Here is a 24,533-nt window from a genome sequence, read left to right on the forward strand (position 1 = left end):
ATGGCTTGGGACGACAGCGCCGGCAGCGCCGATGGCGGCGTCGCCTTCGACAACCGGCCCATCGGCGTGTTCGATTCGGGTTACGGCGGCCTGACCGTGGCCCGCGAGCTGCAGAAGCGCCTGCCCGAGGAGAGCCTGGTGTATTTCGGCGATTCGGCACGCTGCCCCTACGGCCCGCGCGATCAGGCCGAGGTGGACCGCTTCGTGCAGCAGATCTGCACCTGGCTTCTGGGCCGCGATGTGAAGATGATCGTCATCGCCTGCAACACGGCCACGGCCGCCGGTCTCGCCCACGCCCAGCGGGCCTTCGACGTGCCCGTGGTGGGCGTGGTGGAACCTGGTGCCCGGGCGGCGGCCCATACCACGATGAACAGGCGCGTGGGGGTGATAGCCACTAAGGGCACCGTGGAGTCGAACGCCTATTCCGACGCCATCCGCCATATCGATGCGGGCATTACCGTGTTCTCCACCGCCACGCCGCGTTTCGTGGAAATCGCCGAGATGGGCCTGAAGCTGGCCGACGGCCCCATCGAGGACTACATGTCGGAGGCGACGAAGGTGTACATCCGCCCCGAGTTCGAGGACATCGCCCGGGAATACCTGGAGCCTCTGCGCCGCTGCGAGATAGACACGCTGGTGCTGGGCTGCACCCATTACCCGCTGCTGAAGGCGCTGATCGGCGGTGTGGTGGGCCGCGCGGTGACGCTGGTGTCCTCGGCGGAGGAAACGGCCCGCGACGTGGATCACATTCTGCGGCGTCGCCGTAGCTTCGCCCAGCCGGGCCACGCGCCCGTGTACTCGTTTTTCACCACGGCGGCCGATACCGACGAGTTCCGCCGCTTCGGAGGCCGGGTGCTGGCGCGCCCCATGGACGTGGTGGAGCATGTGGACCTGCCCGACCTGATCGTTTCCTAGTCGCGTCTTCGCCACGGCGGCCGGTGGGGTATACTCGGGAGCGCAACGCGCCCGACCCGTTACGAGAGGATTGCCATGAAGACGGTCGTCATCGCCACGAACAACGCCCATAAGGTGTCCGAGATTCGCTCGGCCCTCGATTTCGAGGGTTGGGAGTTCAAGACCTTGGCCGAGGCCGGGTTGGCCTCCGACCCTGTCGAGGACGCTGACAGCTTCGAGGGGAATGCGCGCATCAAGGCTATGGCCGCTCGCGAGGCCGCCCGTGCGGCCGGCCTGGAGGCAGCGGTGCTGGCCGATGATTCCGGCTTGGCGGTGGATGCCCTGGACGGTGCGCCCGGCGTGTACTCGTCGCGCTATGCCGGCGCCGACGGCGATGATGCCGCCAACAACGCGAAGCTGCTGGCCGAGTTGGCCGCCGTGCCCGACGGGCAGCGGACGGCGCGCTTCGTGTGCACCCTCGTGTTCATCGACGAGGACGGCGTCGAGACGGTGGCCCGGGGCACTATCGAGGGGGCCGTCGGCCACGAGCTGCGGGGCGACGGGGGCTTCGGCTACGATCCGCTGTTCATGCCCGACGCCTACGAGGGATCTCGTTCCCTGGCCGAGGTGTCCCAGGCCGAGAAGAACCTCATCTCGCACCGCGGGAACGCCCTGCGGCAGCTGCGCGACGTGCTGGCGAAGACCGCGGCGGCCTAAGGATTCCGCCGCCCCTTTTCCGAGAAACAGCGGCCCTACCCTTGACTTATAGCCTACTCCATGTGGTCTAATTGACAGGCAGTCGGTGCGAGTGGCAAAACGGCTGCAAGAGGGTCGAAGGGGACTGGATGAAGATTGCGGAAGTCAGCAAACGCTACGGTGTTTCCACTGATACGCTGCGTTATTACGAGCGGGTGGGCCTGTTGCGCCATGTGCCCCGCAACAAGAGCGGCATTCGCGATTACGACGAGGCCAGCTGCAATGCCGTGGAATTCGTGAAGTGCATGCGCGATGCCGGCATGTCCATCGAGTCGCTGGTCGAGTACATGGAGCTCATCGACCAGGGCGACGGCACGCGGGCGGCGCGCAAGGAGCTGCTGAGCCGGCAGGGCGAGGCTATTCGCGCGCGCATCGCCGACTTGGAGCGCGCTTTGGAGCGTCTGCAGTATAAAATCGACCACTACGACGACGTCATGGCCGACAGCGAGCGGGCACTGCGTCCGGGGGAGTAACACCCGCCCGCGCCGCTTGCGCCAACGCGCCGCGGAACTTCCGTGGTCGTCGTCCGTTCTCTGGACATGGAGTCAACTCCAACCTTTATCATGATACGCAACGGAGAGCCGACCTTCCCGGTCGGCTTGTTCATGCTGGCGAGAAAGGCGCATCCTGTGAAGGCTGCTGACAACGATTCCGCGTTGGGCTACGCGCGCCCCGATTTCGATCGGGCGGCGCGCCAGGGCGCGGGCGAGGTGATTTACGGCGAGGGCAAGACGGCCGAGCAGATCGCCGGCATTGCCGCGGCGCTCATCGAGGGCGGCCAGCCCCGGGTGCTGGCCACGCGGGTGGACGCGGAAAAGGCCGCTGCCGTGCGCGCGCGGTGGGCGGAGGCGCAGCGCGAGCGTCGGGATGCATCGGGTGCCGGCACGTCGCTGGCCGCCGCGGTGCGGGCGCGCGCGGTGCCGCTGGCATTTCACGAGACGGCGCGGCTGCTGGTGTTCGGCGAGATGCCCGTGCCCGACGGCGACGGGACGGTGGCCGTGGTGGCTGCTGGCACGAGCGACCTGCCCGTGGCCGAGGAGGCGGCGCTGACCGCGGAGTTTCTGGGCAACGAGGTGGTACGCCGCTACGATGTGGGGGTGGCGGGCATCCACCGCCTGCTCGACTGCGCCGACGAGCTGGCCCGCGCCCGCGTGGTGGTGGCCGTGGCCGGTATGGAGGGGGCCCTTGCCAGCGTGGTGGGCGGCTTGGTTTCGTGCCCGGTTATCGCGGTGCCCACCTCGGTGGGCTACGGCGCTTCCTTCGGGGGCGTTACCGCCCTGCTGGCCATGCTGAACTCGTGCGCGAGCGGGGTGTCGGTGGTGAACATCGACAACGGCTTCGGCGCGGCCTTCCAGGCGAGCGCCATCAACCATTTGAACTCCCGCCGGGCTTAAGGACGCGAAAGGCGCGAATATGACGAAGCTTCTGTATTTGGAATGCACCTCGGGCATCAGCGGTGACATGGCCGCGGCGGCCCTGCTGGATTTGGGCGCGAGCGAGGAGGCGGTGCGCCGCGCCTTGGACAGCCTGGATGTGGGGGGCTTTTCCGTGGAGATAACGCGGGTGAGGAAGTCGGGCCTGGACGTGTGCGACTTCAACGTGGTGCTGGACGCGGCCCACGAGAACCACGACCACGATATGGCCTATCTGCACGGACACGATCACGGGCATGCGCACATGCTCGACCATGGGCATGCGCACGGCCACGGGCACGATGGCGACGCGGGGCGCTCCCATGGCCACGGCCATTCCCACGGCGAGCACCATCATCGGGGGCCGCGCGAGATCGCGGCGCTCATCGACGGGGCGGCCATGACCGAGGGCGCCAAGGCCATCGCGCATGCGGTGTTCGGCTACGTGGCCGCCGCCGAGGCGCGGGTCCACGGGGTGCCGGTGGGCGAAGTGCACTTCCACGAGGTGGGGGCGGTGGACTCCATCGCCGACATCGTGGCCATTGCCGTGGCCGCCGACGACCTGGCCTGCGACGGCGCGGTGGTGACCGATCTGCCCTGCGGGCGCGGCACCGTGCGCTGCCAGCACGGCGTTATTCCCGTGCCGGCGCCTGCCACGGCCTTCATTGCCGAGGCGGCCGGTCTGCCTTTAACGCCGGTGGATGTGGAAGGGGAGCTGGTGACCCCCACGGGCGCGGCGGTGGCTGCGGCCCTGCGCACCGGCGACGTGCTGCCCGAGCGTTTCGCCATCCGAGCAGTGGGCATGGGTGCCGGCAAGCGCGCCTATGATACGCCGGGTATCCTGCGTGCCATGATCATCGAACCGCTCACGTAAAAACTGTTGCTTTAGTACTCTACTGTGATAAAGTATTGGAATCGACAGGTGAACTCTGTCGATAATTCGCCGTTTGCTGTCTCGGGGCGCCGAGCGGAGGGAAGGCGAGTACCATGACAAGTTCAGTAACCTTAAGGCAAGTGAGGATTCGCTTTGAACGCAGTTACCCCCTCGGGCTTTCGCGATGTGCTCGCCGAGGAGGCCCTGGCCCGCGAGACGGTGGTGCGCGCGGTGCAGGACCTGTTCGCCGCCCATGGCTATGTGCCCATCGAGACGCCCACCCTGGAGGTGATGGACGTCATGCGGGCCGGCGGCCGCATGCCGGCATCGCCCTTCAAGTTCTTCGACTCCCATGACGACCTGCTGGCCATGAGGCCCGATGTCACCCTGCAGATCGCCCGCATGTGCGCCACGCGCCTGGCGGCCGAGGAAGGCCCCTTCCGCTTCCGCTACACCCAGCGCGTGTTTCGCGAGACTGAGGCCGACAATCAGGTGCAGGCCCGCGAGCTGACCCAGTGCGGCGTGGAATGCATCGGCGTGGCCGGGGCCGATGTGGATGCCGAGATCGTGAAGCTGTTCGCCGAGGCGCTGAGTCTGGCGGGGGTGGGCAGCTTCGTGCTGAGCCTGGCCACGGTGGGCGTGCTGCGGGCGCTGCTGGAGCGCTCGGGGGCGGCCGGTCCCTGGCGCGAGGCGGTGCTGGAGGCCTACCACGACTCCGACTTCGTGGCCCTCGACCGCCTGTGCGACGCCGCCGCCGGCCGGCCGGCGGCCGGCGAGCTGCCCGATGCCGAATGCGCCGCTCCCGCCTACGTGGAAGCGGTGCGGAACCTGGCGCGCATCCGGGGCGGTCGCGACGCCATCGACGCCGTGCGCGCCCTCGTGGCGCCCCTGGGGTGCACTGCCGACCTGGACGCTTTCCAAGGCACCTACGATCGTTTGGTGGAAGCGGGGCTGGGAGATCGCCTGCTGGTGGATTTCTCGGTCATCAGCTCGTTCAACTATTACACGGGCATCGTGTTCGAGGCGGTGTCGCCCTATCTGGGCGCGCCGCTGGGTTCGGGCGGCCGCTACGACCGCATGATCGGCACCTACGGGGCCGACCGCCCCGCCGCCGGCTTCGCTTTCGGCTTGGAACAGGTGGCGAGCGCGGCGGCGGCCGAGGCGACCGGTCCCGCGCGCGGCGAGCGCCCCCTGCGCATCGCCGTGCCGAAGGGCTCGCTTGCCGCTGAGGCCATTGCGTGTTTGGAGGAGGCCGGCCTGGATGTGACGGGCCTGTCCAGTCCGGGTCGTTCGCTCGTCATATCCAACCCGGGGGTCGACTACATTATCGTGCGCCCCTCCGATGCACCCGTGTTCGTGGCCCTGGGCGCGGCCGACTGCGGCATCTGCGGCAAGGACTCGCTTCTGGAAGTGGGGGCCGACGTGGTGGAATTGGCGGATCTGCGTTTTGGCGGCTGCCGCTTCGTGGTGGCCGAATCGGCCGGCACCACCGATGCCATCGAGGAGCGCTACCGCAAGCTCGGCAGCATGCGCATCGCCACGAAGTACCCCTCCATCACCCGCGCGCACTTCGCCAAGACGGGCACCCAGGTGGAGATCGTGTACCTGCACGGCAACGTGGAGCTGGCGCCCATGGTGGGCCTGGCCGAGCGTATCGTGGACATCACGGCCACGGGCACCACGCTGGCCGAGAACAATCTCGATATTGTGGAAGAGGTGCTGGCCTCCACGGCGCGCTTCTTCGCCAACGGCTGCGCCCTGCGCACCGACGACCGCATCGTGGACTTGGCCCGCAAGCTGGCCGATGCCGCTTTGCAGCACGACTACGCGCCCATTCCCGGCGCCACGAACCCCGTCCGATAAGTTCCGAAGGAGATACCCATGACCATGCGACGCATCGATCTTCAGCCCCTGGAGCCCTTTACCGCCGACTTCATCGACCGCACCGGCGCCTTCAACCCCGGTGCGCTTACGGCCGCCACCGCCATCATCGAGGAGGTGCGCGAGGGGGGAGACGCGGCCCTGCGCGCGCTCACCGAGAAGTTCGACGGCGTGGCCATCGAGAACTTCCGCGTGCCCGAGAGCGCCATCGAGGCGGCGCTTGCCGAGGTGGACCCCGATACCATCGACGCGCTCAACCACGCCGCGGCCCAAATTCGCGACTTCCACGAGCGCCAGAAGCAGCAGAGCTGGTTTTTCGCCCGCGAGGACGGGGCCATCGTGGGGTCGAAGGTGACGCCCTTGGAGTCGGTGGGCATCTACGTGCCGGGCGGGCGCGCCCTGTATCCCTCCACGGTGCTCATGAACGCCCTGCCCGCCCAGGTGGCCGGCGTGGAGCGCATCGTGTGCGTGACGCCGCCCACCAAGGACGGCACGCTGGATGCCACGGTGCTCGCGGCCTGCAAGGTGGCCGGCGTGACCGAGATCTACACCGTCGGCGGTGCCCAGGCCGTGGCGGCGCTGGCCTACGGCACCGAGACCATCCGCTCCGTGGCGAAGATCACCGGGCCGGGCAACGCCTTTGTGGCCGCGGCGAAGAAGCTCGTATCGGGCGATGTGGGCATCGACATGATCGCCGGCCCCTCCGAGGTGTGCGTGGTGGCCGACGAGACCGCCGATCCCGCCATGGTGGCCATCGATCTGATGGCCCAGGCCGAGCACGATCCTTTGGCCGCCTGCTATCTGGTCACCTTCTCGGATGCCTACGCCGACGAGGTGGAGGCGGCCATCGCCGACCATATGAGCCGCACCACCCGCGCCGACATCACTCGCGCCTCCCTGGACGACCACGGCCTCATCGTGGTGTGCACCTCCATGGAGCAGGCCCTGGAGGCGGTGAACGTTATCGCGCCGGAGCACCTGGAGATGCACGTGGCCCATGCCATGGAGTACCTGGGCTCCATCCGTAACGCCGGCGCCATCTTCCTGGGCGCGTGGACGCCCGAGGCCGTGGGCGATTATGTGGCCGGGCCCAACCACACGCTGCCCACCGGCGGCACGGCCCGCTACTCGTCGCCGCTTTCCGTGGACGATTACGTGAAGAAGTCCTCTATTATCCAGTACACGCCGGCGGCCTTGAAGAACGACGCCAGGGCCGTGGTGCAGATTGCCACCCATGAGGGGCTGTGGGCCCACGCCCAGTCGGTGGCCCTGCGCCTGCGCGCGCTGCTGGATGCCGAGCAGGCGAGCGTGGCCGGCGCCTCGGCCGCCAAGGTGGACGCGGGTACTGCGGAAGGCGCGGGCGATGAATAGGGTACGTGCATCGGCTCCGCAGCTGGCGGGCCTTGTTCCCTATGACCCGAAGTACCTGCCGGCCCGGGCGTTTTTATCGGCCAACGAGAACCCGCGCGACGTGGACGCCGAGGTGCGCGAGCTGATTTCGCGGCGCATCGCGAGCGTGCCCCTCAACCGCTATCCCGACCCGCTCGCGAACGGTCTGCGCGATATGATCGCCGAGGCCAACGGGCTCGACCGCTCCTGCGTGCTTCTGGGCAACGGCGGCGATGAGCTGCTGTTCGATTTGGCGCTGGCCTGGGGCGGTCCCGGGCGCACCTGCCTGAACTTTCCGCCCACGTTCTCGGTGTACGCGGCCAACGCGCGGCTCACGAACACCGCGGTGGTCGACATCGCACGGCGCGAGGATTTCTCCATCGACGAGGAGGCGACCTTCGAGCGCTTGGCCGTGGGCGATATCGACTACGTGGTGGTGGCGAGCCCGAACAATCCCACGGGCCTGCGCGCCCCCCAGGACTTCCTGGAGCGGCTGCTTGATGCCACCGACGCGCTTGTCATGGTGGACGAGGCCTACTTCGAGTTCTCGCGCTCCACGGTGCGGCCGCTTCTGGCGACCCACGAGAACCTGGTCATTTTGCGCACGTTCTCGAAGGCGTTCTCGCTGGCGGGCGTGCGCCTCGGCTACATTCTGGCGAACCCCGGCGTCATCAACGAGTTTTTGAAGGTACGGCAGCCCTATTCGGTGGACGCGGTGTCCCAGGCCGTGGGCGAGGTGGTGTACGAGCATCGGGCGCGCTTCGAGCCGGGCATTCGCGAGATCATCGAGGAACGCGGGCGCGTCATGGAGGCCCTGCGCACTACGGTGGGCGTGCGGCCTTATCCGTCCGATTCCAACTGGATTCTGTTCAACATGGAGGATGCGGGCGCGGCTTGGGCCTCTCTGTACGAGAACGGCGTGCTGGTGCGCGATTTCTCGGCCACGCCGCTTCTGGAGGGCTGCCTGCGCGTGACCATCGGCACGCCGGAGCAGAACGACGAGTTCATTCGCTTGCTGCGGGCCTTCGTGGCCGAGCGCGGGCAGAAGCGCGCCCAGGCGGCGCGCGCATAGGAAGGGAGAGGCTTGTGGCAAGGGAAGCGACCATCTGCCGCACGACGGCGGAGACCGACATCGCGGTGACGGTGAACTTGGACGGCTGCGGCCGCGCCCACGTGGACACGGGAATCGGGTTTTTCGATCATATGCTCACCGCGATGGCGCGCCACGGGCGCATCGATATGGATGTGCGCGTGAAGGGCGATGTGGAGGTGGACGGCCACCATACGGTGGAGGACACGGGCATCGTGATCGGTCAGGCTATCGCGCGGGCGCTCGGCGACAAGGCGGGTATCACCCGTTTTGGCAGCTCGTTTGTGCCCATGGACGAGGCGCTGGTGCTGGCGGCTCTGGACATTTCGGGCCGAGGGCAGCTGCACTGGGCGGTGGAGGTGCCCTTCGGGATGGTGGGCGGCCTCGACACCCAGCTCGCGCGGGAGTTCTTCATCGCGCTGGCAACGAACGCCGGCATCACGCTGCACGTGCGCCAGCTGGCCGGCGACAACGTGCACCACATCTTCGAGGCCGCCTTCAAGGCTTGCGGTCGCGCCCTGCGCGAGGCGGTGGCGGTGGATGCGGCCCTGGCCGGCGAGGTTCCGTCCACTAAAGGCTGCCTGTAGTTCCGTTCGCCCTGCGGGACGAACGGACCTGTCGAAGCCTCGCTGACATAGACTGACCGGTGAGATAAAAGTAGAGAGTATATGAGCATAGTAGTTATCGATTATCACAAGGGAAATCTGCTTTCGGTGGAACGGGGGCTTGCCGCGGCTGGGGCCGAGGTGGTCGTGAGCGATGCACCCGAGGTGGTGCGCGCGGCCGATGCCGTGGTGCTGCCGGGTGTGGGTGCCTTCGCCGATGCGGCTGCTGCCATGGACGAGCTGGGTCTGGCCGATGCCGTGCGCGACGCGGTTGCAGCAGGCGCGCCCTTCCTCGGCATTTGCCTGGGGATGCACCTTATGTTCGAGCATGGCGTAGAGCATGCGCCCGAGGATGGCTCGCTGCCTGCGGGACTTGGGCTCGTCCCCGGCATTGTGGGGGCTATGCCGCGCATTGATGCGGCCGGGCGCGTCTACAAGGTGCCCCATGTGGGGTGGAACTCGGTGGAGTTCGCGGAGCTGAACCCGTTGTTCGAGGGCATCGCCCCCGGCGAGTTCTTCTACTTCACTCACAGCTTCATTGCGCCTCCGAGTGAGGCCACTATTGCCGAGACCGTGCACTCGGTGGAATTCCCCTGCGCCGTGCAGGTGCCGGGACTTCCCGTGTGGGGCGTGCAGTTCCATCCCGAGAAGAGCTCGGATGCCGGCGCGCGCATGCTCGCCAACTTCGTAACCGTTGCGACCGGGCGCGGTCTTTCCGTGTCATGCTGAATGCGACGTCTCCCTCGCGTCATCCTGAGCGAGCGGAGCGAGCCGAAGGATCTCGCGACCACCGACCAAAGGAGTAGCCATGTACCTCTTGCCCGCCATCGACATCTTAGACGGGCGCGCCGTGCGCCTGGCCCGGGGCGACTACGATGCCGTTACCGTGTATAACGACGACCCGGCGTGCCAGGCGCAGCTGTTCGAGGAGGACGGCGCCGCGTGGATTCACGTGGTGGACCTGGACGGCGCGAAGTCGGGCAACCCCGACAACATCGAGGTCGTCCGCCGCATTCTGGCGCGCACCAAGCTGAAGGTGGAGGTGGGCGGCGGCGTGCGCAGCCTAGAGGTGGCCGACCGCTTGCTGGACGCCGGCGCGAACCGCGTCATTCTGGGCACCGCGCTTGTGCGCGATCCCGATTTCGCCCAAGCGGCCATCGAGAAGTTCGGCCCGGACGCGCTTGTGGCCGGCATCGATGCCAAGGGCTGGGAGGCGGCCGTGGCCGGCTGGACCGAGGGCTCGGGCGTACCTGCCGCCGACCTGGCACAGCGCATGGCGCGCCTCGGCTACGAGCATATTGTGTACACCGATATCGCCCGCGACGGCATGCAGACCGGCGTGGAGAACGGTGCCTACGCGAAGATGGCCGCTGCCTTCGGCAACCCCGTCATCGTGTCGGGTGGCATCTCGTCGGCAGCTGACATCCTGGCTCTGGCTCCCATCGCCGACGCGGTGGAGGGCGTTATCGCCGGCCGCGCCATCTACGAGGGCACCTTGAGCGTCGCCGACGGCGTGGCCGCCTGCGAGGGCACCTATCAGCTGAGCGACCAGCTGGAAGAGGAGTCGCGTCCCCTGACCATCGAGGACTTGGAGCGGTAGCAAGTAAGGAAGAGCAGCCCGCACGATGGCGGGTGCCTTGACCGAGTGAGTTTTGCAGATGAGCAAGCAGCAGGAAGGCAAGCAAGGAAGAGCAGTCGGCGAGACGGACGGTGTTGTGACCGAGCGAGTTCCGCAGTGCGACTGGCAAACGCGATACGGCAAAGGAAGAGCAGCCCGTGCGATGGCGGGCGCCTTGACCGAGCGAGTTCCGCAGCGACTGGAAATGCCCAGTGGGCATTTCCACAAAGCGAGGACTGTCTGAGCGAATCAAGGTGCCCGGCATCGCACGGGCGGACAGGTTGAAGAAGATATGCTGACAAAACGAGTAATCCCCTGCCTGGACGTGAAGGACGGGCGCGTGGTGAAGGGCGTGAACTTCGTCGGCCTGCGGGATGCGGGCGACCCTATCGAGTTGGCCCGCGCTTACGACGAGCAGAAGGCCGACGAGGTCATCTTCCTCGATATCACGGCAACGAGCGACGATCGCGCCACCACGGTGGAGCTCGCGAGCCATGCCGCCGCCGAGCTGCATTTGCCCTACTGTGTGGGCGGGGGCTTCCGCAGCGTGGCTGATATCCGGAAGATGATCGCCGCGGGAGCCGACAAGGTGTCGGTGAACTCGGCGGCCGTGGCCAACCCCGAGCTCATCACCCAAGCCGCGCGGGCTTTCGGCACCCAGGCCATCCTCGTGGCCATCGACGCGAAGGCGGTGCCGGGCAATCCCAACAAGTGGGAGGTCTACGTGGCCGGCGGTCGCAAGAACACGGGCATCGACGCCGTGGAGTGGGCGCGCGAGGCGGCCCGGCGCGGTGCGGGGGAGATCCTGCTCACCAGCATGGACCGCGACGGTAGCCGCGATGGTTTCGACTGCCACCTCACGCGCAGCGTGGCCCGCGCCGTGGACATCCCCGTCATCGCCAGCGGAGGGGTGGGCAAGCTGGAGCACTTCGCCGAGGGCATCATCGAGGGCGAGGCCGACGCGGTGCTAGCCGCCAGCGTCTTCCACTTCGGCGAGCTCACCGTGCGCCAGGTGAAGGAATCCATGCGCGCCGCTGGCATCCCCGTACGGCTGTAGCGGTTGGCACAAAGGCGCGTCCAGGATGCGTCGCCCCTGACCATGGCGAGGGCTGAGTACTTCTGTGCCCCTCGCCGTACTGCTAGTTTTGGGGGTGAGGCAACCGTTTGCCCCATGGCCTTCAAGCGGCTGGCGGGGGGCGGGGAGGCGAGGTGGGTGTCGATGCTGTCCTTGGTCACCCAGGTGTTACGGTCTTCCTTCCGACCCTCCAAGAAGCCCTGAATGCAGCATGGCCGTCACGTGGCTGCGGCTGACGCCGAGCAGCTTGGCCGCGTGGGCGGCGCCCATCTTCTCCATATCGTCGGGCGCGGCATTGGCTGATACGACGAGCCTCTCGCTGCCGCGGACTGGCTTGTGCTCGAACGTTGCCTTGGGCGATGGCCGGGCCGAGCGGTGTCTGACCTAGGTCGGCGCTCGGTCCGAGTGGCGTCTGGCCCCGTGGGACATTTTGGGGTACATCGAGGGTTTGGGCCTGAAATTGGAAGATTTATAAGGCTTTGCACCCTACTGGGTGGCTTTTGGCCAAAAGTAGCAGGATGTATATGTCTTTTGCAGCGCTGGAGGAGAGAATCCGATTGATCGTGGTCGCAAATGAACGGATTTCTATGAGAAAAAGGGTGACGGGAGCTCGAATGCCTTAGAAATCGTGAGGTTTTTGGCCAGAGCCGAGGGCTTGAGGTGACTCTTGCATATAAAACCTTTGATTTATGGCCAGTCTCCGCTACCTGACTCGATCCCTCCGCAATCTGGCGACGCGCGGTGGGATAATGCCGAGAAAAACGTCCGAAGGAGCATCCGTGAACTTTTCCGAGTTGAAGTACAACGACGCCGGCCTTATTCCCTGTATTGTGCAGGATGCGAATACGGGCGAGGTGCTGATGATGGCGTGGATGAGCGCCGAGTCGATCGGGCTCACGCTGGAGCGGGGCGAGACGGTGTTCTGGAGCCGCAGCCGTCAGGAGCTGTGGCACAAGGGCGCTACGAGCGGCAACACCCAGAAGCTGGTGGATCTGCGCTACGACTGCGATGCCGACACTCTGCTCGCCCTCGTGCATCCTGCCGGTCCCGCGTGTCACACCGGCGAGCGTACCTGCTTCTACCGATCGCTGGTGAAAGGGTAGGGAACGCGTTTCGGCGGCAGTGGGCGGCCTGAAGGCCGCCCCTACAGATGCGTCCCAGGGGCATCGCGGCCTCGTAGGGGCGGGCTTTAGCCCGCACGCAACCCGATCGTCCATTTGCAGCGTGCGGTCTGAAGGCCGCCCCTACGGAGGACTCTCGGGTTCCGCCTTCCCTAACCTGCGGGGCCGTGGGGCGGGTTGTGGTATGTTCTTGTGCGCGCAGGGCTCTTGCGCTACTATGATTCCAGCTCTAAATCTCAAGCGCGCACGAGCGCATGACTTCCTTCCCAATGTTCCGTATATCAATCTCTCAACGTTCTCGCGGTAGGGGCTTTTCGGTGCGCACCGCTCTCGATTTGGAGGCCAATCCCTTTAGTTCCCGAAAACCTCAATGAAGGAGGATGAACGTGAAGTTCTTTCTGGACACCGCCGACCTCGCCGAGATCGAGGAGGCCGCCAGCTGGGGCGCCCTGGCCGGCGTGACCACCAACCCCACCCTGTACTCGCGCATCGGCGGGAAGCTCGACGACTTCCACGCCCACATCAAGCGCATCTGCGACATCGTCGGTCCCGATTGCCCGGTGTCCGCCGAGTCGGTGGCCATGACCCGCGACGAGATCGTCCGCGACGGCCGCGAGCTGGCCGCCATCGCCCCCAACGTCGTGGTGAAGATCCCCACCATGGTGGAGGGCCTGGCCGCCACGCGCGAGCTGGCCGATGCGGGCATTCCCGTGAACATGACGCTCTGCTTCACCGTGCCCCAGGCTATTCTGGCCGCCCGCGCCGGCGCGCGCTACATCTCGCCGTTCGTGGGCCGCTTCGACGACATCTCCGAGGACGGTCTGGCCCAGCTGGATGACGTGGTGACCGCCATCGGCAACTACGACTTCACCGCCGACACGGTGAACGGGGAAAAGATCGAGATCATCGCCGCGTCTATCCGCAGCGCCAACCATGTGACCCAGGCGGCCCTCATGGGAGCCGACATCGCCACCGTGCCCTTCGGCATCCTGAAGAAGTGCGTGCAGCACCCGCTGACCGACCGCGGCCTGGAGTCGTTCCTTAAGGACTGGGAGAAGGTTCAGAACGCATGAGTGAGGCCGAGGAGAAGCAAATGACCGCAGGCGACGAGGAGGCTCCGAAGCCGCGTCGCACGCGCAAGAAGGCTGCGGCCGAGCCCGCGGCCGCTGAGGCGCCGGCGAAGAAGACGACGCGCCGCAGCTCCAAGGCCGTCGAGGGAGATGCCGACGCTGCCGAGGCCCCGAAGCCCCGCCGCACCCGTGCGCGCAAGGCCGAGGCCGAGGTGCCTGAGGAGGCGGCCGCCGAGGCCGCGCCCGCGGCTGACGAAAAGCCCAAGGCGCGGCGCACCCGCAAGAAGGCCGAGGCTCCCGCCGAGGCTGCAGAGGCGTCGCAAGGCGATGAGGCTCCCAAGGTCGACGACGCGAAAAGCGCTGACGCCCCCAAGGCCGACGAGACCGGGGAGGGCGCTGCGAAGAAGGGCGGCGAGCGCAAGGCCGCCGTCGTGCGCAAGCACACCCGCGGCGAGGGCGATTCCCGCGCCGAGCAGCGCCGCCAGAACGGCCAAAACAGCCAGAACGGCGGCAGCCAGGGCAAGGGCGGCCAGAACAACGGCAAGAAGAACAACCAGAACAACCACGATCGCAACAACCGCCGTCAGCGCCACGAGAACCGTTCTCGTGAGCCACAGCCTTCCGTGACCAAGGAGGAGTTGGCCGAGTTGAAGGTGGCCGATCTGCGCGCCAAGGCTGCCGAGGTGGGGTTGGATGCCGCCGGTCTGAAGAAGGCCGAGCTGGTGGATGCCGTGTACGAGGCCGTGTGCAAGGCCGAGGGCTTCACGGAGGTCTCCGGCGTGCTGGACATCATGCCCGACGGCTACGGCTTCCTGCGCACGTCGGGTTACCTGCCCGGCGAGAACGATATCTACGTGGGTCTGGCCACTATCCGCAAGAACGGTCTGCGCAAGGGCGATATGGTGACAGGCACCACGCGCCCGGCCCGCCCGAACGACAAGTTCGCCGCTTTGCAGCGCGTGGGCACGGTGAACGGTATGGCCCCCGAGGTAATGGCCCTGCGCCCCAAGTTCGCCGATCTGACTCCGGTGTTTCCCGACGAGCGCCTGCTGATGGAGCATGGGAAGAACACCACCACGGCCCGCGTCATCGACCTGACGGCGCCTATCGGCAAGGGCCAGCGCGGTCTGATCGTATCGCCGCCGAAGGCCGGCAAGACCACGGTGCTGAAGGACATCGCCGCGGCCATCACGGCCAACAACCCCGACGTGCACTTGATGTACTTGGGCATCGACGAGCGCCCCGAGGAGGCCACCGACATGGAGCGCTCCATCCGCGGGGAAGTGGTGTCGTCCACCTTCGACATGCCCTCCGAGAACCACATCCAGGTGGCTGAGCTGGTGATCGAGCGCGCGAAGCGTCTGGTGGAGCAGGGCCGCGACGTGGTCATCCTGCTGGACTCCATCACACGCCTGGCCCGCGCCTACAACCTGGCGCAGCCGGCGAGCGGGCGCATTCTTTCCGGCGGCGTGGATTCCACGGCGCTGTACCCGCCCAAGCGGTTCTTGGGCGCGGCCCGCAACATCGAGAACGGCGGCAGCCTGACCATTCTGGCATCGGCCCTCATCGACACCGGATCGAAGATGGACGAGGTGATCTTCGAGGAGTTCAAGGGCACGGGCAATATGGAGCTGAAGCTGGACCGCTATCTGGCCGACCGCCGCATCTTCCCGGCCATCGATCCCATCTCCTCGGGCACCCGCAAGGAAGAGCTGCTGATGGATCCCCAGGAGGCCCCGCTTATCTGGGGTGTGCGTCGCATTCTGGCGAACACGAACTCCACCGAGCGGGCCATGGACATGCTCATCAAGTCGCTGAAGCAGACCAATTCCAATCAGGAGTTCTTGCTGCGCATGGCGAAGAAGATGCAGACCCAGCAGGGTCGCGCGGACGAGAACGTCGAGCTGTAAAGGCGGAATGCGAGCATTATGACTGATCAGAATCAGTGGCAGAGCACTGCTTGGGGCACCGGCCAGGCACCGACGCCCCAAGCGGGGCCGCTCCCCGGGGGCGCTCAGCCCCAGCCCCAACCCCAGCCCGCGGCCAGTCCCTACGGCTATGCTGCCCCCCAGCCCCAGCCGGCCTATGCGGCTCCCGTTGCCGCCCCGCCGGCGAAGCGTCGCGGCTGGATCGTGGCTTTGGTGGCCGTCATCGCCTTCTTCGTGCTGGGGCTGGTCTCCATCGGCTCGTGCACCGCGGTGATGTCCAGCTCCATGGGCGCCTTCTCCTATGAGACCCCTTCGTGGACCGAAACGGTGACGGGCGACACGGTGGGCATCATCAACATCGATGGCACCATTCAGTACGACGGCACCACCTCAAGTCCCGAGGGCCTGAAGGCCCAGCTGGACGCCGCCGAGGCGAACCCGCATATCAAGGCGGTGGTGCTGCGCGTCAATTCCGGCGGCGGCGTGGCCACGGCTGGCGAGGAGATGTCCCGCTACGTGAGCGATTTCAGCAAGCCGGTGGTGGTCTCGTGCGCCTCCATGGACGCGAGCGCCGCCTACATGATCTCGTCCCGGGCCGACTACATCTTCGCCGCCGAGACCTCGGCGGTGGGCTCCATCGGCGTGATCATGCAGGTGACCGACTTATCGGGGCTCTACGAGAAGCTGGGCATCTCGGTGGACAACATCACCTCGGCCGATTCCAAGGACTCCAGCTACGGCAACCGCCCCCTCACCGAGGAGGAGCGCGCCTACTACCAGGCCCAGGTCGACCAGATCAATACCGTGTTCATTGAGACGGTGGCCGAGGGGCGCGGCATGAGCGAAGACGAGGTGCGCGCCCTGGCCACGGGGCTTACCTTCACTGGCATCGATGGGGTGGAGAACGGCTTGGTCGACGAGATAGGCACCTTGGAGATGGCCGTGGACAAGGCCTGCGAGCTGGCGGGCGTGTCCCATGCGGATACCGTGTACTTGCAGTCGTCCTCGAGCGACTTGTCGCGCCTGCTGGATATCATGGGCGAGCAGAACGACGATGAGACGACCCGCGCGTTGAAGGAGTTGGAGGATCGTGTCGGACTTGAATAGCAGACCTCGTGTGGAATGGCCTGCCCGCGCCGTGGTGACGGCGGGCATGCCCTACGGCAACAAGCCCTTGCACTTCGGTCATATCGGCGGCGTGTTCGTGCCCGCCGATGCCTTCGCCCGCTTTTTGCGCGACCGCATCGGCGCCGAGAACGTGCGCTTCGTGTCGGGCACCGACTGCTTCGGCAGCCCCATCAACGAGGGCTACCGCAAGCTGGTGGAGGCCGGCGAGTTTACGGGCACCATCGCCGACTACGTGCTGGCGAACCACGAGCGCCAGAAGGCAACGCTCGAGGCCTTCCAGGTGAGCTTGGACATCTACGAGGGCAGCGGTATCGGGCATGCCGGCGATGTGCACCAGATGATCTCCGACCAGTTCATCGAGCGGCTGCACGAGAGCGGACATTTGAAGTTGGATTCCACCCTGCAGTTCTATGATGCCGAGGCCGGCACGTTCCTGAACGGCCGCCAGGTGCAGGGGCGCTGCCCGGTGCAGGGGTGCAAGTCGGAACACGCCTATGCCGACGAATGCGACCTGGGTCACCAGTACGCGCCGGTGGACCTCATCGCGCCGGTGTCCACCCTCACGGGCGCCACGCCCGAAATGCGCCCGGTGGAGAACTGGTACTTCGACCTGCCCGCCTTCGAGGACTTCCTGAAGGAGCACGTGCGCGCCCTGGAGGCCGACGATGAGGTGCGTCCCGTGGTCACGAAGGCCATCGCCGAGTTTCTGGCGCCGCCGGTGATCTTCGTGAAGAACGAGCATTTGGAAGAGTACGAGGCCATGGCCCCGAGCCTGCCGCCCCATGAGTTCCGTCCCGCCGAGGGCAACAAGCAGTCCTTCGAGATCCAGTTCGCCTCCATCGGCGAGCGCGACGCGGCCCGCGACGCGCTGGCCGCCGCCGGCCTGCGCTTCCGCACCTCGAAGACCCTCGTGCCCTTCCGCATCACGGGCAACATCGAGTGGGGTGTGCGCGCGCCGGTCATCGATGACGTGGAGGGGCTCACCGTGTGGTGCTGGCCCGAATCGCTGTGGGCGCCCATTTCGTTCACCATCACCATCAACGACGAGCGCGGGCTGCCGCGCACGAGCTGGCGCGACTTCTGGTGCTCCGACGACGCGCGGGTGTACCAGTTCATCGGCCAGGACAACCTGTACTTCTACGGCGTGGCCCAGCCGGCGCTGTGGGAGGCGCTGCGCCCGGGCGGCCTGTTCGCCGAGGGCCCCGACTCCCAGATGCGCCAGACCACGCTCGTGGCGAACCACCACATGCTGTTCGGGAAGAAGAAGGCCTCCTCGTCGGGCTCGGTGAAGCCGCCCACGGGCGAGGAGCTGCTGGAGCATTACACTCCCGAGCAGCTGCGCGCGCACTTTCTGGCCCTGGGGCTCGACCAGAAGTCGGTCGGCTTCTCGCCGAAGCCCTTCGACCCCGACCCGGCCAAGCGCGACGACCCGCGCGTGGCCGATCCGGCTCTGAAGGAGGGGGCGCTGCTGACCAACGTGTTCAATCGCCTGGCCCGCAGCTGCTTCTACGAGGCCCAGAAGAACTTCGACGGCTGCATGCCCTTAGGCGCGGTGACGCCCGAGGTGCGCCGCCGTGCCTTCCAGGCGCTGCTCGACTACGAGGAGCGCATGCACAAGGTGGAGCTGCACCGCGTGATGTCGGTGTGCGACGAGTTCATCCGCTGGTCGAACAAGTGGTGGGCCGACGGTATCAAGGCCGCCGAGGAGGCCGATGACGCTGCAGCGCGTCGCCAGGTGCTTGTGGACTCGTTCTACCTGCTGCGCATGGCTACGCTGTTGATGCACCCCATCGTGCCGGTGGGCTGCGAGAAGATCTGCGACTACCTGAGCTTCGACTTCGACGAGTTCTTCAGCTGGAACTACGACTTCGACTCCAACGAGGAGCTCTGCCCGGCCATCGAGATCGACGCCGGCGCGCACCGCGTGCACGAGCTGCCCCCGCGTTTCGACTTCTTCCGCAAACACGAGTCTCAGTTCCGCCCGTCCTGACGGAACGGGCGGACCAGCCGATGCTGAGGTTCCGACAGGCACCTGTTGGAACCTCGCTGGCTTCCTTGGGCGAACCTGCGGGTTATTAAAAGAATAAATGTCCAGAATCCCTTGCATTAGCGGGGGATTGTGCTATTTTAGACAGGCTGCTCTCGCAGGCGTGCGGGTGCAGCGGCAACTATCACACATGCTCGGGCGACCGACACCGCGAGTGGCCACCGGAAAAAGGCTGCGGTATGTCGGGAAGACCTCGGGCAGAGGACTAACGAATGGAGTGATCATGACGAAAGTCAGCATTACCACGCTGCTCGACGCCGGCGCGCACTTCGGGCATCAGACCCGCCGCTGGAACCCCAAGATGAAGCCGTACATCTTCGGCAGCCGCGGTGACATCTATATCATCGACCTGAAGCAGACCCTGTACGGTCTGGACGCCGCCTACACCTTCGTGAGCAACCTTACCCGCAAGGGCGGCACCGTGCTGTTCGTGGGCACCAAGAAGCAGGCCCAGGAGGCCGTGTCCGAGGCCGCCAACCGCTGCGGCATGCCCTACGTGAACGCCCGCTGGCTCGGCGGTATGCTCACCAACTTCGCCACCATTCGCACCCGCGTGAAGCGCATGGAGGAGCTGGAGGCCATGGACGCCGACGGCCGCATGGCGCTGCTGCCGAAGAAGGAGCAGATCCTGCTGCACAAGGAGCTGGCGAAGCTGCAGACCAACCTGAACGGCATCCGCAACATGAAGAAGGTGCCCGACGCCATCTTCGTGATCGACACCAACCGCGAGGGCATCGCCCTGCATGAGGCCCACCGCCTGAACATCCCCGTCGTGGGCACGCTGGACACCAACTGCGATCCGGATGACGTGGATTACGGCATCCCGGCCAACGACGACGCCATTCGCTCGGTGCGCCTGCTGGCCGACTTCATGGCCGACGCCGTTATCGCCGGCACCGGTGCCGATGTGACCGCCGCCGAGATGGCCGGCGAGGCCGCTGCTGCCGACGCCGTGGCCGAGGTGGCCGTGGAGGCCGCCGCCGACGTGGCCGAGGGCGCTGCCGCCGAGGTTGCCGCCGACCTGGCCGAATAGTCCGGCCGCAAAGCGCATTGTAGGGGAGGGCTTCAGCCCTCCCTCGATCGGGATGCTGCGGGCGGGCTGAAGCCCGCCCCTACGAAACGGTGCGGGGACGGGGTGAGGCCCGGCCCCTACGAAACAGTACGGGACGGGCTGAAACCCGACCCCGCGAAACCCCAAAGGAGGATTCATGGCTGACATCACCGCTTCCATGGTGAAGGAGCTCCGCGAGATGACCGGCGCGGGCATGATGGAGTGCAAGAAGGCCCTGGCCGAGGCCGAGGGCGACATGGAGAAAGCCGTCGACGTGCTGCGCACCCGCGGTCTGGCCGCCGTGGCCAAGAAGGCCGGGCGCGCCACCAACGAGGGCACCGTCATGGCCATCGTGGACGACGCCTGCACCACCGGCGCCGTGGTCGAGCTGAACTGCGAGACCGACTTCGTGGGCATGAACGAGAAGTTCAAGGCCTACGCCGAGAAGATCGCCCGCGCCGCCCTGGCTTCCAAGGCTGCCGACGTGGACGCTCTGAAGGCCGCTTCCATCGACGGCGAGACCGTCGAGGAGATCGTGACCGACTGCATCCACGTGATGGGCGAGAACTCCCAGCTGGCTCGCGTGGCCGTGGTGGAGGCTCCGGCGGTGGCCGCCTACATCCACGGCGGCGGCAAGATCGGCGTGCTGGTGACGTTCGCCGTCGAGGGCATCGACCCGGCTTCCGAGGGCTTCCAGAAGTGCGGTCGCGACATCGCCATGCAGGTGGCCGCCCTGAATCCCGTGTCCGCCACCCGCGAGGACGTGCCCGCCGACGTGGCCGCCCACGAGATGGAGATCTACAAGGCCCAGGCCGCCGAGTCCGGCAAGCCGGAGGCCATCCAGGAGAAGATCGCCGAGGGCCGCATGGACAAGTTCTACAAGGAGAACTGCCTCGCCGAGCAGGACTTCGTGAAGAACCCCGACCAGACGGTGTCCCAGTATGCCGACGAGTGTGCCAAGGAGCTGGGCGGCACCATCGCCATCACCGGCTTCGTGCGCTTCGCCCTGGGCGAGTAATCTACCGCTGGATTTTTTGTTCCGATGAGGGAAAGGCCGCGTGTAAACGCGGCCTTTTTTCTATAATGGTGAAACTTATAGACCGTATGATGGACTACTGGGCGCCGCGCGCCCGCACAAAGGACTAGAAATGAACCAGGAAGTCATCATCGTTCGGGGCAACCGCGCCCTTGCCGGCGATGTCAGCGTGGCCGGTGCCAAGAACTCGGCGCTGAAGCTGATGGCCGCCTCGCTTCTGGGGCAGGGCGTCACCGTTCTGCACAACGTGCCCCTCATTTCCGATATCGAGATCATGAGCGAGGTGCTGGAGCGCCTGGGCGCCACCGTCGTGCGCGACGGGCACACGCTCACCATCGATACCGCATCGGTGGACTGCTGCGAGACCCCTTACGAGCTGGTGTCGAAGATGCGCGCCTCCATCTCGGTGCTGGGGCCGCTGATCGGGCGTTTCGGCGAGGCTCGCGTGGCCATGCCCGGCGGCTGCCAGATCGGCGCCCGCAAGATCGACATGCACCTGGTGGGCCTGGAGGCTCTGGGCGTGCACTTCGACGTGGACCACGGCGTGCTTGAGGCCACCACGCCCCACGGTATGAAGGGTACCCATGTGTACCTGGAGTTCCCCTCGGTGGGTGCCACCGAGAACATGCTGATGGCCGCCGTGACCGCCGAGGGGCACACGGCTATCGAGAACGCGGCCTGCGAGCCCGAGATCGAGGATTTGGCGAACATGCTGAACGCCATGGGCGCGAAGGTGTCGGGTGCCGGTAGCTCGCTGATCGAGATCGAGGGCGTGCCGCTTTCCGCCATGCACCCCTGCGAGCACACGACGGTGGGCGACCGCATCGAAGCGGGCACCTTCCTGGTGGGCGGCGCGCTGACCGGCGGCCCCGTGACGGTGCACGGCATTGATCCGGCCTTCCTGCGCATGGCCATTATGAAGCTGCGGGCCATGGGCTGCGATGTCGAGACGGGCGACGATTGGGTGCGCGTGAGCCGCACCGAGCCCTTGGCTTCGGTGGACATTCAGACGCTGCCGCACCCCGGCTTCCCCACCGACCTGCAGGCCCAGTTCATGCTGCTGGCGGCTCTGGCCGACGATGTGTCGGTGATCACCGAGAACGTGTTCGAGAACCGCTTCATGTTCGCCGCCGAGCTGATGCGCATGGGCGCCGATGTGACGCTGGACGATCACCACGCCATCGTGCGCGGCGTCGCGGAGTTGGAAGGCGCGCCGGTGTCGTCCACCGATCTGCGCGCCGGGGCGGCGCTGGTGCTGGCGGGCATCGTGGCCGACGGCGAGACGAGCGTGCACCACCTGGAGCACATCGACCGCGGCTACGAGGACTACGTGGGCAAGCTGGCGTCGCTGGGCGCTGACATCCGCCGCGTTTCCGCCGACAGCGTGGCAGGCTAGGGGCGTTCATGGCATTGCACGGGAAGAAGGGCTTCTCCGCCTCGCAGACCAAGCGCACCTCGCGTCGCATGAACGGCTCCATGATCGGCTCCCACGTGGAGCGCCCGAGCGTGAAACGGGGGCGCCACAGCGCGGAGCGGGGGGACGCGGGCACGAATCGCGTCGATTTTTCCGACAGCCATCGCTCGCGGCGCGCCACGCGCGGCTATGTGGATCAGATTGATCCGGGGGCCACGAGCGGCGAGAGCGACGCCGATTTCGCCCGGCGCTCCAGCCGGCGCGGCTACGCCGAGCAGATTCAGTCCACGGCGCGCAAGAAGCGCGTGGCCACGGGGGCGATGGTGGCCATCGTCGTGGCCGCCATCGCCGTCGCAGCCGGTATCGGGGCGTTCTTCGCCTTCTCGGATGCCCGTTTGTCGCTGGGCGACTCCAATGCACGGGAGGCCTTGGTAGCTCCGGCGGAGGGGGAGGCCTACTTTGCCCTGTGCACGGCTCAGCTGGGTTCCAGCGGCGAACAGGATGAGGCTTATATGGCGGTGCGCATCGACGAGGCTGCGCGCACCCTCACCTTCGTCACGGTGCCGTCTCAGATTTCCGTGGAGATGTCCGACGGCGAGCGCCATACGCTGGCCGAGGCCGCCTCCGTCGGTGGCGATGCCGAGCTTATTCGCCAGGTGTCCCAGCTGCTGGGAGTTGATATCGCCCACTTCGCCAGCACCGATGCCGCGGGCATTCGGCGCCTGGTGGATCTGGTGGGCGGCGTGCCGGTGAACCTGGCCGTGGAAGTGGACGACCCGCGGGCGGGCACGAATGTGCTGGCTGCCGGCGAGCAGACCCTGGACGGCTCCCAGGCCCTCACGCTGCTGCGCGCCACGAATTTCACCGACGGCTTGACCACCCAGGCCACCAATCGCGCCATGTTCACCGTGAACCTGGCCGGACGCGCTACTTCGGGCGAGGGCCTGAGCTTCCCCTCGGTGGTGTCCGACGCGGCGCCGAGCGTGAGCACCGACTGGACGAGCGGGCAGATTATCGCCCTGGGTGATGCCCTGCGCCCCCTGTCGGATGCGGTGGTGTACGCCGGGGTGGTGCCGGGGCATTTGACGGAGGACGAGAACGGCTCGGTATACCGGGTGGATGACGACGAGCTGGCTTCCATGATGGATGCCGTGCGGGCGGGTAACGCCCCTCAGAACGCCGAAGGCTCCATCGCGAATGTGAACCGCGCGCTCATCACCGTGGACGTGCGCAACGGAGCCCAGGTGACCGGTGCCGCCAAGCGCATGGGCGAGCTGCTGGAATCGGCGGGCTACCAAGTGAAGTACGTGGGAAACACCGACGACAACACCACCTATCCCGAAACGCTCGTCATCTACAAGGACGCCGCCTACGAGGTGGCCGCCAAGGCCATTGTGAGCGATTTGGCCGCGGGCCGCGTGGTGAACGGGGGCGACTTCTACACCTTCGATACTGACGTGTTGGTGATTATCGGCAAGGACTGGATACCTGCCGGCTCGTAGCTGTGTTATGATTCCCTCGATATAAGACCTTTTGCAAAGGAGTGCCATTATGGTTGAGAAGTCCGATGTCGCCGCCGTGCTGGAGCTGATCCGCCCGAGCCTGCAGGCCGATGGTGGCGATGTGCAGCTGGTGGACGTGTCCGAGGACGGCGTGGTTACCGTGGAGCTGCAGGGTGCCTGCAAGGGCTGCCCCATGTCGCAGATGACGCTGGCCAACGGCGTGGAGCGCATCCTGAAGGAGCGCGTGCCCGGCGTGACGAGCGTGGTGCCGGCTCAGTAGGCGAGGCGCGAGATTTGGAAGACGAGCGGGCTCTGCGGGGCCCGCTTTTTGCGAGGAAGGCTGGCTATGGAAGGGTGTTGGAGCCGTCGCGGATGCGATGAGGAGATGCAGGGGCGCTGTCCCCACAACGTGCCCGGCGAGCCGTGCCCGGCCGACTGCCATTATGCGGCCTGCCATCGTCCCACCCATGTGGTCTGCGAGGACTTCGACGTGCTGCTGAACCCTCAGCGCGACTACGAGGCCGCCATCAAGCAGGTGTGCCGCTTCTGCGAGCACTTCCTGGTGCACGGGCCCGATATCGACCCGAATGCGCCCAATGCCCGCGAGAAGTTCAGCGGGCGCAACCGGTTCATTCTCTGAGG

At 66.5% G+C, this 24,533-nt stretch carries 23 protein-coding genes; all 23 read left to right on the forward strand.

The features are described 5' to 3' along the window. The 23 genes from murI (at position 1) to VIN30_RS09320 (ending at position 24,531) form a co-directional block, all read left to right on the forward strand. Positions 1-915 (forward strand): glutamate racemase, encoded by a 915-nt coding sequence (murI, locus tag VIN30_RS09210; RefSeq protein ID WP_338211045.1) that lies wholly within the window; start codon positions 1-3, stop codon positions 913-915. Between the two features lie 75 nt (positions 916-990). Beyond that, entirely contained in the window at positions 991-1,611 is a 621-nt protein-coding gene (gene rdgB / locus VIN30_RS09215) for an RdgB/HAM1 family non-canonical purine NTP pyrophosphatase (RefSeq protein ID WP_338211047.1), read from the forward strand. Between the two features lie 128 nt (positions 1,612-1,739). Beyond that, positions 1,740-2,123, forward strand: coding sequence for a MerR family transcriptional regulator (locus VIN30_RS09220; protein WP_326425825.1), 384 nt, complete (start codon positions 1,740-1,742; stop codon positions 2,121-2,123). Positions 2,124-2,279: 156 nt separating this feature from the next. Next, complete coding sequence (larB, locus tag VIN30_RS09225) at positions 2,280-3,044, forward strand: nickel pincer cofactor biosynthesis protein LarB (protein WP_338211050.1); 765 nt, start codon at positions 2,280-2,282, stop codon at positions 3,042-3,044. A gap of 19 nt (positions 3,045-3,063) precedes the next feature. Continuing rightward, positions 3,064-3,936 (forward strand): nickel pincer cofactor biosynthesis protein LarC, encoded by an 873-nt coding sequence (gene larC, locus VIN30_RS09230; RefSeq protein WP_338211052.1) that lies wholly within the window; start codon positions 3,064-3,066, stop codon positions 3,934-3,936. Positions 3,937-4,089: 153 nt separating this feature from the next. Continuing rightward, positions 4,090-5,799 carry an ATP phosphoribosyltransferase gene (hisG, locus tag VIN30_RS09235; protein ID WP_338211054.1) on the forward strand — a complete coding sequence of 570 codons (1,710 nt, stop codon included), beginning with the start codon at positions 4,090-4,092 and terminating at the stop codon, positions 5,797-5,799. A gap of 18 nt (positions 5,800-5,817) precedes the next feature. Then, positions 5,818-7,188 (forward strand): histidinol dehydrogenase, encoded by a 1,371-nt coding sequence (gene hisD, locus VIN30_RS09240; RefSeq protein ID WP_338211056.1) that lies wholly within the window; start codon positions 5,818-5,820, stop codon positions 7,186-7,188. Further along, the gene (hisC, locus tag VIN30_RS09245) at positions 7,181-8,278 is read left to right on the forward strand and encodes a histidinol-phosphate transaminase (protein ID WP_338211058.1); all 1,098 of its coding nucleotides are present in this window, start codon (positions 7,181-7,183) and stop codon (positions 8,276-8,278) included. The genes hisD and hisC overlap by 8 nt, the downstream gene beginning before the upstream one ends. A 14-nt stretch (positions 8,279-8,292) precedes the next feature. Continuing rightward, entirely contained in the window at positions 8,293-8,883 is a 591-nt protein-coding gene (gene hisB / locus VIN30_RS09250) for an imidazoleglycerol-phosphate dehydratase HisB (protein WP_338211059.1), read from the forward strand. Positions 8,884-8,964: 81 nt separating this feature from the next. Continuing rightward, complete coding sequence (hisH, locus tag VIN30_RS09255) at positions 8,965-9,630, forward strand: imidazole glycerol phosphate synthase subunit HisH (RefSeq protein WP_338211061.1); 666 nt, start codon at positions 8,965-8,967, stop codon at positions 9,628-9,630. Between the two features lie 79 nt (positions 9,631-9,709). After that, positions 9,710-10,501, forward strand: coding sequence for a 1-(5-phosphoribosyl)-5-[(5-phosphoribosylamino)methylideneamino]imidazole-4-carboxamide isomerase (gene hisA, locus VIN30_RS09260; protein WP_338211062.1), 792 nt, complete (start codon positions 9,710-9,712; stop codon positions 10,499-10,501). A gap of 310 nt (positions 10,502-10,811) precedes the next feature. Then, positions 10,812-11,576: an imidazole glycerol phosphate synthase subunit HisF gene (gene hisF / locus VIN30_RS09265; protein ID WP_326425807.1), complete on the forward strand. Its 765-nt coding sequence runs from the start codon at positions 10,812-10,814 to the stop codon at positions 11,574-11,576. Between the two features lie 797 nt (positions 11,577-12,373). Further along, positions 12,374-12,697 carry a phosphoribosyl-AMP cyclohydrolase gene (hisI, locus tag VIN30_RS09270; RefSeq protein WP_326425805.1) on the forward strand — a complete coding sequence of 108 codons (324 nt, stop codon included), beginning with the start codon at positions 12,374-12,376 and terminating at the stop codon, positions 12,695-12,697. Positions 12,698-13,101: 404 nt separating this feature from the next. Further along, positions 13,102-13,788, forward strand: a complete 687-nt coding sequence (locus tag VIN30_RS09275) for a transaldolase family protein (protein WP_338211063.1) — start codon at positions 13,102-13,104, stop codon at positions 13,786-13,788. Positions 13,789-13,808: 20 nt separating this feature from the next. Then, positions 13,809-15,695 (forward strand): transcription termination factor Rho, encoded by a 1,887-nt coding sequence (rho, locus tag VIN30_RS09280; RefSeq protein ID WP_338211064.1) that lies wholly within the window; start codon positions 13,809-13,811, stop codon positions 15,693-15,695. Between the two features lie 18 nt (positions 15,696-15,713). Beyond that, a complete protein-coding gene (gene sppA / locus VIN30_RS09285; RefSeq protein ID WP_338211065.1) occupies positions 15,714-16,820 on the forward strand; it encodes a signal peptide peptidase SppA in 1,107 nt (368 codons plus the stop codon). Then, positions 16,801-18,831 (forward strand): class I tRNA ligase family protein, encoded by a 2,031-nt coding sequence (locus tag VIN30_RS09290; RefSeq protein ID WP_420915326.1) that lies wholly within the window; start codon positions 16,801-16,803, stop codon positions 18,829-18,831. The genes sppA and VIN30_RS09290 overlap by 20 nt, the downstream gene beginning before the upstream one ends. A gap of 280 nt (positions 18,832-19,111) precedes the next feature. Beyond that, complete coding sequence (gene rpsB, locus VIN30_RS09295; RefSeq protein ID WP_338211067.1) at positions 19,112-19,921, forward strand: 30S ribosomal protein S2; 810 nt, start codon at positions 19,112-19,114, stop codon at positions 19,919-19,921. Between the two features lie 175 nt (positions 19,922-20,096). After that, the gene (gene tsf, locus VIN30_RS09300) at positions 20,097-20,957 is read left to right on the forward strand and encodes a translation elongation factor Ts (RefSeq protein ID WP_338211069.1); all 861 of its coding nucleotides are present in this window, start codon (positions 20,097-20,099) and stop codon (positions 20,955-20,957) included. Between the two features lie 130 nt (positions 20,958-21,087). Continuing rightward, positions 21,088-22,371, forward strand: coding sequence for a UDP-N-acetylglucosamine 1-carboxyvinyltransferase (murA, locus tag VIN30_RS09305; protein WP_338211071.1), 1,284 nt, complete (start codon positions 21,088-21,090; stop codon positions 22,369-22,371). 8 nt (positions 22,372-22,379) lie between these two features. Beyond that, positions 22,380-23,891 carry an LCP family protein gene (locus VIN30_RS09310; protein ID WP_326425792.1) on the forward strand — a complete coding sequence of 504 codons (1,512 nt, stop codon included), beginning with the start codon at positions 22,380-22,382 and terminating at the stop codon, positions 23,889-23,891. A gap of 49 nt (positions 23,892-23,940) precedes the next feature. Continuing rightward, positions 23,941-24,171, forward strand: a complete 231-nt coding sequence (locus tag VIN30_RS09315) for a NifU family protein (RefSeq protein ID WP_296012344.1) — start codon at positions 23,941-23,943, stop codon at positions 24,169-24,171. A gap of 66 nt (positions 24,172-24,237) precedes the next feature. Then, entirely contained in the window at positions 24,238-24,531 is a 294-nt protein-coding gene (locus tag VIN30_RS09320; RefSeq protein ID WP_326425788.1) for a hypothetical protein, read from the forward strand. Positions 24,532-24,533: the final 2 nt, after the last annotated feature.

Source organism: Adlercreutzia wanghongyangiae, from assembly GCF_035989245.1.
Classification (GTDB): Bacteria; Actinomycetota; Coriobacteriia; order Coriobacteriales; family Eggerthellaceae; genus Adlercreutzia; species Adlercreutzia wanghongyangiae.